This window comes from Hymenobacter nivis (assembly GCF_003149515.1).
In the GTDB taxonomy this organism is placed as follows: domain Bacteria; phylum Bacteroidota; class Bacteroidia; order Cytophagales; family Hymenobacteraceae; genus Hymenobacter; species Hymenobacter nivis.
Genome location: NZ_CP029145.1, coordinates 903,223 through 915,902 on the forward strand (window position 1 = coordinate 903,223; position 12,680 = coordinate 915,902).

General features: G+C 60.6%; 12 protein-coding genes. 2 read left to right on the forward strand and 10 right to left on the reverse strand.

Going from position 1 to position 12,680, the window contains the following annotated elements; genetic code table 11:
• The first annotated feature begins 57 nt into the window (after positions 1 to 57).
• Positions 58 to 1,023, forward strand: coding sequence for an IS481 family transposase (locus tag DDQ68_RS03870; RefSeq protein WP_109655015.1), 966 nt, complete (start codon positions 58 to 60; stop codon positions 1,021 to 1,023).
• 128 nt (positions 1,024 to 1,151) lie between these two features.
• On the opposite strand, the gene DDQ68_RS03875 is transcribed toward DDQ68_RS03870, so the two are convergent.
• From DDQ68_RS03875 to DDQ68_RS03930, 10 genes are all read right to left on the reverse strand, one after another.
• Positions 1,152 to 1,670: a hypothetical protein gene (locus DDQ68_RS03875; protein WP_162549808.1), complete on the reverse strand. Its 519-nt coding sequence runs from the start codon at positions 1,668 to 1,670 to the stop codon at positions 1,152 to 1,154.
• A gap of 255 nt (positions 1,671 to 1,925) precedes the next feature.
• Positions 1,926 to 2,621 carry an IS630 family transposase gene (locus DDQ68_RS03880; RefSeq protein ID WP_109655019.1) on the reverse strand — a complete coding sequence of 232 codons (696 nt, stop codon included), beginning with the start codon at positions 2,619 to 2,621 and terminating at the stop codon, positions 1,926 to 1,928.
• Positions 2,557 to 2,955, reverse strand: coding sequence for a helix-turn-helix domain-containing protein (locus tag DDQ68_RS24605; protein WP_109655021.1), 399 nt, complete (start codon positions 2,953 to 2,955; stop codon positions 2,557 to 2,559). The genes DDQ68_RS03880 and DDQ68_RS24605 overlap by 65 nt, the downstream gene beginning before the upstream one ends.
• A gap of 608 nt (positions 2,956 to 3,563) precedes the next feature.
• Positions 3,564 to 5,150: a DHA2 family efflux MFS transporter permease subunit gene (locus DDQ68_RS03895; RefSeq protein WP_109655025.1), complete on the reverse strand. Its 1,587-nt coding sequence runs from the start codon at positions 5,148 to 5,150 to the stop codon at positions 3,564 to 3,566.
• 195 nt (positions 5,151 to 5,345) lie between these two features.
• Entirely contained in the window at positions 5,346 to 5,987 is a 642-nt protein-coding gene (locus tag DDQ68_RS03900; RefSeq protein ID WP_109655027.1) for a hypothetical protein, read from the reverse strand.
• 18 nt (positions 5,988 to 6,005) lie between these two features.
• Complete coding sequence (locus tag DDQ68_RS03905; RefSeq protein ID WP_162549809.1) at positions 6,006 to 7,316, reverse strand: HlyD family secretion protein; 1,311 nt, start codon at positions 7,314 to 7,316, stop codon at positions 6,006 to 6,008.
• Positions 7,317 to 7,576: 260 nt separating this feature from the next.
• Entirely contained in the window at positions 7,577 to 9,334 is a 1,758-nt protein-coding gene (locus DDQ68_RS03910) for a TolC family protein (RefSeq protein WP_109655031.1), read from the reverse strand.
• Positions 9,335 to 9,735: 401 nt separating this feature from the next.
• Complete coding sequence (locus tag DDQ68_RS03915) at positions 9,736 to 10,587, reverse strand: formate/nitrite transporter family protein (protein ID WP_109655033.1); 852 nt, start codon at positions 10,585 to 10,587, stop codon at positions 9,736 to 9,738.
• A gap of 412 nt (positions 10,588 to 10,999) precedes the next feature.
• Positions 11,000 to 11,557, reverse strand: a complete 558-nt coding sequence (locus DDQ68_RS03925) for a hypothetical protein (RefSeq protein ID WP_109655037.1) — start codon at positions 11,555 to 11,557, stop codon at positions 11,000 to 11,002.
• A 156-nt stretch (positions 11,558 to 11,713) separates the two neighbouring features.
• Positions 11,714 to 12,145 carry a hypothetical protein gene (locus DDQ68_RS03930; protein WP_109655038.1) on the reverse strand — a complete coding sequence of 144 codons (432 nt, stop codon included), beginning with the start codon at positions 12,143 to 12,145 and terminating at the stop codon, positions 11,714 to 11,716.
• A 265-nt stretch (positions 12,146 to 12,410) separates the two neighbouring features.
• Between DDQ68_RS03930 and DDQ68_RS03935 the strand changes: the two genes are divergently transcribed.
• The gene (locus tag DDQ68_RS03935; protein ID WP_109655040.1) at positions 12,411 to 12,674 is read left to right on the forward strand and encodes a transposase; all 264 of its coding nucleotides are present in this window, start codon (positions 12,411 to 12,413) and stop codon (positions 12,672 to 12,674) included.
• Positions 12,675 to 12,680 lie beyond the last annotated feature (6 nt).

Sequence of the window (12,680 nt, forward strand, 5' to 3'; positions counted from 1 at the left end):
GTGTATAGTCCCGGGGGATGGGAAAGGGGACTTTTGTCGTAGCCTTCAGGCAACTCTATGGAAAAAGTACCACACGGCTGCGCCACCACAACGCCGGCAACTCGGCGCCTTATCCAGCAAAGTACAGAAGGCGTACAAACGCTAGCCAAGCGCCTGGGCCTGACCCAGGGCACCGTGCGCAAATGGCGGCGGCGTACCAGTACGGAAGAGGCTGTGCGCGGCCCCAAACCGGCCTCCACCGTGCTCACTCCCGTGGAAGAGGCGGCTATCGTGCTCTTCCGCCAGCACACGCTGCTGCCACTTGATGACTGCCTCTATGCCTTGCAGGAGACGCTTCCGCACCTGAGCCGCTCGGCCCTGCACCGCTGCTTCCAACGCCACGGCATCAGCCGCTTACCCCCGGCCGACGAGCCGGCAGCTGGGGCGGGTAAGGCGCTGTTTAAGGCCTACGAGCTGGGCTACCTGCACGTGGATTTTGCCGAAGTCCAGACCGAAGAAGGCAAGCAGTATTTATTCGTGGTCATTGACCGCACCAGCAAGCTGGCCTTCGCCGAGTTGCAGCCACAGGCCACGCAGGCGATAGCCACGGACTTCTTGCGCCGGGTCTTGCCGCAGATTCCCTACAAGGTGCATAAGCTATTGACAGACAACGGTATTCAATTCCGAAACTTACCGCATCATACGAAAGTCGGTCGCCATCCGTTCGGTCAGCTCTGCGACGAGTGGGGCATCGAGCAGCGCTTTACCAAGCCGGCTCACCCCTGGACCAATGGGCAGGTAGAGCGGATGAACCGGACGGTGAAGGAGGCCACGATTAAGCAGTTTCACTACGAGACGAGCGCGCAGTTAGACAGTCACTTACAAGCCTTTTTGCTGGCTTACAACTACGCCAAGCGGCTCAAGCGCTTGAAGGGCCTAACCCCGCACGAATTTATCTGTGCGGAATGGCGAAAAAATCCTACTATCTTTCACCGCGACCCAACCCGCGACCCCCTTCCCCATACACCGGTACCATACAACTAGGGCTAGTACCAGCCCGTCGAGCAGGGCCTGGGCCGTGGCCCGGCGCTGGTGGTCGTAAAATGCGTTTCGGGTCTTGCCAAACAGTCCGCAGAGCGTGCCCACACCCACGTGCGGGTACTTCCGGCGCATTATTTCGACGGCTTGGCACCACCCTTTTTTCGGATGTCGATTTTATAAGCGGTCTCGGCCTGGTCGATGAGCGTGTGCAGCGCTTCAATCTGCCACTGCGCCTGCCGCAGCTGCGCGGCCAGGTCGGCGGTACCAGCCGCCTCGGCGGGCGGGTCAGGGGCGGGCGCAGCGGCTACCACCTCGGCGGCGACTTGCGCGGCCACCCACAAGCGCAGGGTCTTCTTCTCGCGCAGCCCATACTTGAGCAAGGCGTCGGCCTCGGAGAGGAGGCCCGTGCGCAACTCACGCACGATGGCGTGTTTTTGGGCGGACGTGTACACTTTTCGTTTAAGCAAGGCGTAAGCGGCCGTGCCGTGGCGGCGCAGCCACTCAATTAGCGTAATCGGAGCGATGCCCATCGCCGCGGCCACCACGCGCTGCACTTCGCCGGCCTCAACGCGGCGCACGGCTTCCAACCGGAACGCAATAGGATAATGAGCTTGTTTGGTTTGCCTGGGGGGAAAGTCATCTAGGGTCATTTACCGGGAGCTTGGTGTAAAGCTCTGGCCGGACGAGACATAGACCACGTCCGGCTGCTGACAAGCTGGACAGAGAGTGGGTTCTAAAACCATAACCAAAGATACAGCCCTCTACATACTCAACACACGACCCTAAATAGAATGCCCGAAATTAAGTTGGTAGACCACTAGTGCTCCGACAGCTTAATTTCGAGGTGTTATATTTCTCTAAAACTTAAATTAATCAAGCACTTGCTTGTAAGTAGGTCGGATGAATTAGTTTGCATTAAATGGGCTGAACGTAATAACGAGTTGCTTCCCGAAATTTGCGAGGCAGCGATTGGTGGCGTAGGCCAAGTCATCGGCCTGGGCGTAGTCCTGGGGTTGGAGCCAACCGCCCTTTAAATGCCGCCATAGGGTTTCGGCCAGGTTGAGGTGGGGCGAATAGGGCGGCAGAAAAAACAGACGCAGGTCCCGTTGCGCCCAGACCGCCCGCCATTGCTGGATAAGATGCGCCTTGTGGATGCTGGCATTGTCTAGCACAATAACCGTTGGACCAGCGATTCGCAGTGAAAGAGCGTCTAATTTTTCGGCCACAAAAGCGGCGGCAATGTTCTGGCAGGTGGTGGCCCAATGGCACTGGTTATCGCGGCTGAAGAGGCCCCAGTAGTTGAGGCGAACACCTTTTTGAGCGGGGATAAACACGTCTTCGCCCGGAAATTGCCAGCCGTAGGGCACGTAGCCTTGCTGGCAGACGTGCGATTCATCGCCGTAGAACAGGGTCAACTCGCCGGCCTCGGCCAAGGTCTCCAATTCTGCTAAGCGTTCGACCGTTTCGGCGTAGTGGAGCGGGTCGGGCTCCTTGGCCGGGCGCCGCCGGATGCGCTGGTATCGGCCACCAAGGCTTTTAAAAAAGCGCGGAAGGCATCGCGTCCCACGGCCGGTTCCCCCGCCACCCGCTGGCTTTCCCACTCGGCCTTGGCCAAGGCAATGCGCTGGCGATTGGTGGCCACGGCGGCCCGCACGCTGGCTTGGTCAGCGGCGACCGTGAGCAGGGATTTACGGCCGCGTCCGGGCTTGTTTTCCAGCCCGTTAACCCTTCTTTGCGGTAGCGTTTGAGCCAGCTGTTGACGCTGACATGACAGAGGCCGACCACTTGACCAACGTCGTGCGAAGTGCGGCCCGTGGCTTTGAGCAGCACCAGTTGGCAGCGCTGCCGCAGGGTATGATTCGGATGCTGTTTGTACAACGATTCCAGGGCTGCCCGTGCGGCCTCATCCAACAGGGGAGTGTTAACGCGACTCATAACCCAAAGATACGCCGATAATGCAAACTATTTCATCCGACCTACTTACGGTTTATTACTTGAAATTATGCTGTTGGAGCACTAGTTACCCTTGGCTGACGGTACCTGAACCTATCTGTGGGCGTTTCAGGACGTGGCCAGCCAGTAGGTGCTGGGCTGGCACGTGGCGGCCACTATGCCGGAAGAATTACTCACGACGGCTTTGCAGCGGGCTTTTTGGCCCAACCGCCTACCCTTGAACTCATCGTTCACTCCGACCGCGGCGGGCAGTACGGTGGCAACGCCTACCAGTAATTGCTGCGCGACCACAAGGCCCGGCGCTCGCAGAGCCATCGCGGGGACTGCTACGATAATGCCCAAGCCGAAAGCCGCTGGTCGCGCTTCAAAACCGAAGCGCTCGAATGCCGGGAATGACCAGTTTTTGCCGACTTAGCCGACGCGAAAGCCAGCGCCGCCACCTATTTTGACTATTGTAATCACCACCGTTTGTACGCCAGTATCGGCTACCAAATCCCGCATATTACTCACCAACAGCCACTTCAAACTACTACCCTAAACTGTCCAGCCTGACTCGACTACCTCAGCTGACCTCATGCGGCCGCGTCGGCCTAGCCGCCCGCGCCGGTTTTGTTAGGTTTCATTAAAAACACGAGCGCAACCGAAATGATGCAGGTAAAACCCAGCAGGTAGAAGGCGTCGGTGTATGCCAGGGTGGTGGACTGCTGCAGCACCGCCCGGTAGATGGCTCCCTGGGCCTGTTGCATGGCATCGCCCGCGCTGGCATTGACCCGCCCAAAAACGGAGGTAGCGAATTGGCGCAGGCCCGCCGCATAGTCAGGATTGGTGAAGGAGAGGTGGTCAATGATGCGGCTCTGGTGAAACTGGCTGCGGCGGGCAATTACGGTTTCGATAGCCGCGATGCCGAAGCCGCCTCCTATAGTTTGCACTAGGTTAGTAAACATGGCCACTTGGTTGGTCTTGGACTTAGCCAGGCCCACGTAGGAAGCCACGCTGATGGGGACGAACAGAAAGCCCAGCCCCAGGCTCTGGTAGACCCGCGCCGTGGCCACCGTGCGAAAGTCAATACTTGTGCTGAGGACGTGCGCGTAATAGAAGCAAGCCAGCGAGCTGATTACCAAACCAAAGCCAATTAGCCAGCGGGCTTGCACCTTGCCCGTCAGCCAGCCCACAACGGGCATTAGTAAAATTAGCGACAGGCCGCCTGGCGTGATGGCCAGGCCGCTATCGACGGCCCGGTAGCCCAGCAGGGTTTGCAGAAATTGCGGCAGCTGCGTGGTGCTGCCGTAGAGTAGCGCGCCCACCACAAACATGACCAGCATGGCGGCCGTAAACGTGCGATTGCGGAACAAGCTCAGGTCGAGGAGCGGGTTTTTAGTGCGCATCTCCCAAATAATGCCGCCCGCCAGCAGCAGCACCGCCGCAACACTGAGCAACATAATGGCCTTCGAGCTGAACCAATCGTCGCGTTCGCCCCGGCTCAGCACGTATTGCAATGCGCTAAGGCCCAAGCCTAATAAGCTTAGTCCAATGTAGTCCACGCTGATGCCCTTGGCCCAGGCATTGGCTTTTTCCTTCACTAGCTCCGGCGGGTCTTTCACCAGCGCCGTCACCAAAAACGCGGTGATTAGGGCGATGGGCACGTTGACGAAAAATACCCAGTGCCAACTGTAGCTATCCACGAGCCAGCCGCAAAGCAGGGGCCCCACCGTGGGAGCTACCACCGTGGCCACGCCGAACAGCGCAAACGCCTGCCCCTGCTCCGCGGGCGGAAAAGAATCTTTGAGAATGGCCTGGCCGACGGGCGGAATAATGCCGCCGCACAGGCCCTGAAAGACGCGCATGACCAGCAGCATCCCCAGCGACGACGACAGCCCGCACAGCAGCGACGAAACCCCGTAGGCCACCAGCGCCAGCATAAACAGGCGCGACCGCCCAACGGCCGTGGATAGAAAGCTCGCCGTAGGCAGCATCACGGCCTTGGCCACCAGCAGCACCGTAATTACCCAGGTCACATCGTCCTGCGACGTACCCAGGCTGCCGCCGATGTTTTGCAGGGCCACTGATACGCTGGAATTGTCCAGCACGTCCATGAACGTGCCCAGCGCCACCGTGATGGCAATGGCCCACTTCAGGTTGCCGGCTCCGGCCGCCGACTGGGGGAGGGCTTGCGCCATAATCGATTATGAATATTAAACTATAAATTATGAATTAGTAATAAACTAGGCCGTTATGCGGAGCTTATCAAAGCATCTCTTCCGCTTCATTGAACGGCGCGGCGGAAGTGGTAGAGATGCTTTAACAAACTCAGTATGACGTTCAACATTAAGCACCTAGCCTTTCTGAGTAGTAGCCTGCCTCTGCCATGTTTTCTAACTACCCCCCTTGTGCAGCTGGGTGCGGGCTAGCCCAATGGCTTCTTTGTAATGCTGCACGAAGTCGTTGAGGATTTCCTCGCGCGTCACGTCCTCGATGCGGCGGTCGTCCTGCCAGGTGCTGAGGACCTCCATCGTTTTGGTGCGGGTCGGCTCCTCTTCCTTCTGCTTATCGTCGCCGCCCTGGTTATCGCCACCTTTATCGTCGTTGCCTTCGTCAGCGGGCTGGTCGTCGCTACCTTTATCGCCAGACTTCGGGGCCTGGTCGTCGGGCTGCTTTTCGGGTTGACCCTGCTGCTTGGTTATCGCTTCGGCCAGCTTGTTTTCCTCAAACCAGCAGTGGATGTAAGGCGTTACGGCCTCGATGCGCACCTCGGCCACCACGGCGTACTGAAACTCGACCTCGCCCGTCAGTTGCCGGATGATGAGGTAGACGCGCTCTGGGTCGAGGCCGGTTTCGCAGCTGCGGGCGTGAGCGCGCAGGGCCTCGGCGGCGGCTTCCAGGGCGGGTAGGGCCGTGTCGTGGTCGAAGGCGCTCTGCCGGTTCAGGTTATCAATGTAGGTGTGACTCTCGTGGTCGATAGTGGCGAACAAGTCGTTGAGGTCGGCCTGCCAGTCGCCGGAAACAGAATTTTCCATGTTTTTTAATGCGTTTAACTACTTTTTATCGGGGGGTACCTTATGGCGGACGGGGGAGTCGGTAATGCGGGGGAGGGCTTCGCGATGGGCGGCTTCCACATTTTGTTGGGTGGGGGCAATGGTAATGTTAACCTCCGGCGTCACCGACATGCCGGGAGCCAGCAGGTGCAGGTCGGGCTGGCCTTCGAACACGATTTTGACCGGGATGCGCTGCACCACTTTCACGTAGTTACCCGTGGCATTCTCGGCCGGCAGCAGGCTGAAGCGGGCCCCGGTACCGCGCTGGAAGCTCTCGACCCGCCCCGCAAACTGCTCGCCCGGATAGGTATCTACCTCCAACTGCACCGGCTGACCCACCCGCATGTGGGTGAGCTGCGTTTCCTTGAAATTAGCCGTTACCCATAGCTGACCGTAGGTAATGAGGAGTAATTGCTGGCCCATTGAAACGGTCTGGCCCTCGTCCACGGCCTTGCTGGTGATGCGGCCCGCTTCGGAGGCGTAAAGCTTGGCGTAGGAAAGTTGCAGCTTCGCTGCATCGGCCTGCGCCTGGGCTTGCTTAATCTGCGCATCGTTGACGGTGATTTGCTCCGTAGACTGGCGGTAGTCGTTGCGGGCCTGGGCTACCACGGCCTGCGCCTGAAGGGCCTGGGCACCGGCGCTTTGGGTGCGGCGTTGGGCGGCGTCGGCCTGGGCGGCTGAGGCGCGGGCGGTGGTAAGGGCCTGGTCGTAGCGTTGGCGCGACACGGCGTCCGTTTTGTACAACTCAGCGTAGCGCTGCTCGTTGCGGGCATCGTTAGCGGCCTGGGCTTGGGCGGCGCGCTCCTCGGCGGCGGCTTGGGCTTGGGTAGCCTCGGCGGCGGCGGCCTGAGCGCGCTGCTGGGTGATGACGCTGGCCCGCGAACGGGTAGCCTGCTGGGCAGTATTTCGCTGGGCGCGAGCGCTGGTCACGGCCGCCTCGGCCTGGGCCAGCTGCGCCTCGTAGTCGCGCGGATCCAGCTCCAGTAGCAGCTGGCCGGCTTTTACTAACTGGTTGTCACGCACGTACACCTTCAATACCTGGCCGGCCAGGCGTGGGCTCACCCGTACGGCGTGGCCTTCTACAAAGGCATCGTCGGTGGTTTCGTGGTCGCTGGCGTAACGGTAGTAGCGGATGCCCCAAATCAACAGCCCTATCAGTAGCAGCGCCGCCCCAATCAGAAACCAGGTGCGCCGGTAGATGGGCTTGTGGGTAACCACGGCCGGGTCGTCCTTGGCCTGGGGCACGGTGCGGCGCGCGGGGTCGAGGCGCTGGTCGGGCGCGTCCGAAGGGGCAGCGACCCGTCGCCGCATCGGGCTGGCAACGGGAGATGGGGGTTTATCGGCCATTGGTATAAATATTTTTGAGGTTCCTGGTTCAACACACTTACCAGTGGAGCTTTTTAAGTTTTTGTGAAAACGTCATGCTGAGCTTGTCGAAGCATCTCTACTGCGTAAGTCATCAATACTGTACAACGAAGCGATAGAAATGCTTCGACAAGCTCAGCATGGCTGTTCTTTTAGCCTTTCAATTTATAAATATCGCTAAGTAACCAGTAATCAATAACTTAAATTTACAAGCGAAAAGACTGCGCCGTGCCGGTGGCGGCGGCAAAATTGAGGCGAGCCGCGCCGTACTGGGCCAGGGCCTGCACGCGCAAGGCGCGGGCGTTGGCCAGGCCGGCCTGGGCCTGCAGTACTTCGAGGTTGTCGGCCACGCCGGCCCGGAAGCGCTGGGTAGCCAGGGCTAGTTCGCGGCCGGCAATGGCGAGCTGCTCGTCGGCCGATTGCACCTGGGCCAGCGATAAATTCCAGGCCAGCAGGGCTTGACGCACGTCCTGCTCTACCTGGCCGCGGGTATTACCGAGCTGCAATTCGGCCTGGCGCTGCTCGCTCAGGGCCGCTTTCACCCGGCCGCCGATGTAGCCGCCGTCGAAAATGGGTACGCTCAGCGTAACGCCGTAGGTTCGGGTAGCGTGGTCGCTCTTGAAGGGCGTCACGGCCGATTGCCCGTAGTCGGCGGCGGCCGTAACGATCGGAACGCGGGCGGCGGTGCGGCTCCGGCGCTCCAGGGTGCGCTGCTCAATGGTTTGCTCCGCGATGCGGGCATCCAAACGGGCGGCCTGGGCGGCGGGCAGAGCGGCGGCCACGGCCGGGATGGCCTCCGGGCGGGCCGCCAGCGTATCGGTCAGCACCGTGGCGCTGCCCTGGGGCAAGCCCACGGCGCGCTCCAGGTCGAGGCGGTCCTGCATGGCGCTGGCTTCGGCCTGCACCACCCGCAGGCGCTGCTGCGCCACCCGCGACTCGGCCCGCACCACGTCGATACCGTTGGCCACGCCCACCTCGCGCTGCTGGCGGGCCAGTTGCAGCAGCGCTTCGGCCAGCACCAGGTCAGCGCGGGCGGCCCGCACGTCGAGGCTGCCACGCTGTGCTATGAGGTAGGCCAGAGCCACGAAAGTCGCCACTTGCTCGCGGGCCAGCTGGGCGGTGAGGTCGGCCACCTGCACAGCGGCCTGGATACCCTTATACTGGCGCAGTGCGCTCAGGTTCAGTAACGTCTGCGAGAAATTGAGCCGGGCATCAAACGTATTAAACGGCCCTACAAAGGAGGGGATAAGCGGGGCCATCCCGCCGCCGGCACTACCCCCCATGCCGCTGCTCATATCCTGGCCGCCGCTGGGCACCAGGCCCTGCGCCACCAGATTAAGGGTGCGGTTTTGCTGATACGCCGTGCCGAACAGGTTGGGTAACAAAAATGAGCGCACCTGCTGCCGCATGGCCCGCGCCTCCAAGGCGCGCTCGGTGGCCAGCAGGGTGGTCAGGTTGTTCTCAATGCCGATGCCGATGGCCTCACCCAGGCTTAGGGTGGCCGGGGCCATGGCCAGCGTACGGGCCGCGCCAGTGGCCTGGCCCGCGCCTACCATGCCGCCCGCGCTTGGGGAGCTACCAAACTGCGCCTGCGGGGTCGTAGCGCCGCTGGGCTCGCCCACCATGCCGGTGCCGCCGGGCCCGAGCGATGGTGGGCCCGTGCGCTGGCTGCCCCCGCCACCCGGCTGCCCACCTGGTGCCGGGCTGGACGGCCCGGCCGGCATTTGCGGCGGCAGCATACTCTGCTGAATTTGCTGCTGGCGCTGTTGCAACTCCTGCTGCTGCTGCTGGCCCACAGGCGGCCCCCCAATGCCGCCCTGTTGGCTACTTTGGGCCCCAGGACGAGTGGCTGGCGGGTTGGAATTGGTTTGCGCCGCCGCGCTCAGTGTCGCGGCCAGAAGCCCTATCCCCGTGGCTGTTATCCGGTAGTTGGCCCGTGCCAGTAAAGGGTGCCTTTTTTGCATAATCGCCCAAGTCAAGCTTCTATTAATCCGGTTGAACGCAAAAATCTCAGAATTGACTAGTCCGTTTCGAAAGAATTGTTGGCTCGCCGTCCATATGCTCCGCCGTAGTTAGCTCTGAAGCCCAACATTAGCTCGCATCAGACGGGCATGGGTAGCGCAACTGAAATGGTGGAACAGGACCTGAGGTGGTCAAGCGGAAGCGATAGTTCGAAGACCTAATCGAAACCAGCAAGGTGCCCCTTTCTGATCCCATTGATACGCAGTCAGCTGGCGTTGGTACGCCCCAGTGAGGCGCTACCTACTAGCCATCCGTTTACCTTTTGGACCAACTTTTTACCCAAGGTCCATCCTCTCCTGTTTTACCCGACCACCTCAGTCGGTCTCAAGATGACCTATCTTGGCTATCCAGCAGCGTTGTCGTCGGGGTCGTTGGCAACTACCTGCGCGTTGTTGAGGCCAGCCACCAGCAGTACCCCGCCCAGAATGTTGCCCAGCAGCGCCGGCACTGTGAAGCCGCCCAACGCCTGCCCCCAGGATACCCCACCCGACGCGGCCAACGTAAACGCCTCTATTGTACCGGCAATAACGTGGCTGAATTGGCAGATGCCTACGACGTACGTGATAACGATAATCACCCAGATGCGTCCCGTGTCGGCAAAAGGCAATATCCACACCATCAAGGCAATCATCCAGCCGGCAAAGATGCCGCGTATCAACACGATGCCGAAGCTGGGGGCCAGCACCTCCTGCCCCATGTGGGCAAACTCGGCCCGGATGGCTGGCTCGAACGTGTCGGTATGCGCCACGACCAGGGCCAAGGCCAGACAGCCCAGCAAATTGGCCACCAGCACCACGCCCCACAAACGCAACACGTTCCACAGGCTACGCCAGGTACGCTCTTCCAGCAGCGGCAGAATCGGGGTGAGCGTATTTTCGGTGAACAGCTGCTGCCGCCCCAGTACCACGACCAAAAAGCCCAGACTATAGCCCAGGTTAGCCACCAGCAGGCGCCCGGGCGAATCAGGCAGGTAATGCATCATCACCCCCTTCGCTATCATCGACAGGCCCATCGACAGGCCTGCCGCCAGCCCCGACCAGAACAGCGCGGCCGACGTGCGGGCTAGTTCCTCCTGGCCTTCTTTGAGAATAGCTTCGTGGATAACTTTACTGGACGGCGCGCTACGCTCTTTGGCTTCCTGATGCTCTTCCTGAGCAGTTACTGACGGACTGGTAGAATGAGGGGGCTGATGCATAAAAATAAGTGGGTTGGTTAGGAAAAGAATATCTCCGCTACTTAGACCGAAAATTCAGGGGGCAGCCCCATTACCTGGCTCAAGGAGCGTGAGTTGATTGTTGGCCGGGTCAATCAGGGAGAGGGTGGCCTGGGCCGGCCGCCACTATCCGCCCCTGGTTTTCGCCCGGCACCACTAGGCGGTGCTCAAACCGCTGCTGGGCAGCGGTAATGGACTCAACTGGAGGTACGTGTGACCCCGGCCGGGCCTGTTCGGAAAATACTAGCGTACCGGTATTGGATAACCGAAGCGTCGGCGGGTCAGCCCGCACCGCCTCTGCGGGCAGGTTGAGTACGCCGGTGTACCAGCGCTGGGAAGCCAGTTGGTCGGGGGCGAAAATAAACTGAATGGCCATGAGCGAAATGAAGAAATGTTAAAGGCCAGAGAAAAGCCAGCCCAGCCGGGCTCCTACCCCGCCTGCGCCTCGTGCTGCCGCCGCAGCGGCACGTCCAGCAGCATGGGCACGCCCTGAATGAGGGCCAGCACTACATATTCGTAGGCCCCCTAGCATCTCGAGGTTGACCAGTAGCAGATCCGCCCCGATCAGGTTGAGCAGGGCGGCTCCGGCATACGGTCGTTTACGGGAGCTGCCATCCACCACGGCGGCCGTGTATGCAAAGTCGACCGCGTCGAACAGGAACCACAGCGCATGAAAACTGAAGTGCATCAGCGGCTTGGACTCGGCAGCGTGGGCTCCGAAGTTTTCGACCGTAGCCAGTACCAGGGCCCCTGCCCACACCCAGACCAGGACGTTGGCCCGACGGCCGAGTAGCAGCGATATGACCACCGGCACAAGCATGGCCCCGGCCCGGGTCCAGAGCACGGCGGCGTGGCCGTAATCCGGGGCATCGTCGAAGTATTCGGTAAGCAGGTAGGCCCCGGTGACGGTAAGCCCCCACCGCAGCAGCAAGGAGTGACGGGTAAGCTTCATGCGGAGATAATCAGGATGAAAAGCGGTTTGCTGGCCGGCCTCGCGGGCTGGCCAGGTAGCATTAAAACGCGTGCTGGAAGCCCAGCGTAGCCCTAAACTTCTCGGCGTCGGTGCCCAGACCGGCCGATGCGCCGGCGCTGAGGACCAGCCGTGGATTCATCTGGCGGCGGATGCCGGCCTCCATGGACGAGCCCATTTCGCCCCGGAAGCGGCGCTGCTCGCGCACGAAATCCAGCACCAGCGACGACTGCGGCGCGATGCGCGTGGAGTAGCCCACAGCAGCGCACAGCAGTTGGGCAGCTTCTCTTTCAGCTGGCCGCCTTCAGCCCGCACGCCGGGCTGGCTGTTATGGAAGCAGACTACGTTGAAATGCAGGCGGTTAATGGTGACTAGCAAGCTCTTAATGAGGATGAAGCGGCCGTTGTAGTCGGTGCCCTCGTTGTGCAGGCTGGTGGGCAGCGTGAGGGCCCCGGCCAGGGCCACGGCAGGCAGGTATTTGCCTTCGTTGTTGAAGTTGTAGAAACCCGACACCTGCACGTCGCTGCTGCCCGACCGGTCGCCGTTGCCTAAGTAAATGGGTACGGCCACGGCCAGCTGCGTGTTGCGGAAAGGGCCAAATTCGAGGGCGTATACTGCACCAGGTTATCGTCCTGCCGGCTGCGTTGGTAGCGCACGGGCAGCTAGAACTCGCGGTTGCCGTAGGTGGTGGGGTAGGCGTCTTCGAGGCGGTTAGGCCGGCCGGCATCGAGGTTAATCTGGTCGGACTAGGCGTAGTGTAAGCTTCCCCTTCAGGTGAGCCAGTCAAAACTAGAGAGAAGTAGTAACTTTTCACTTCTTCTATTTTTAAGTGTTCATGAAAAAGAGTCGCTTTAGCGAGGCCCAGGTTCTGGGTATTTTGCGCCAACAGGACCAGGGTCAGACGGTGGTTCAGATTTGCCGGGAGCACGGCATTAGTGAGCCCACGTTTTACGCGTGGAAAAGCAAGTTGGGGGGCATGAGCGTGCGCGAATTGCAGCGCCTCAAGCACTTGGAAGACGAAAACCGCCGCCTTAAACAGCTCTATGCCGAGTTGAGTCTGGAACACCCGGTTATCAAGGGGGTGTTGCGAAAAAAGTAGTTATCC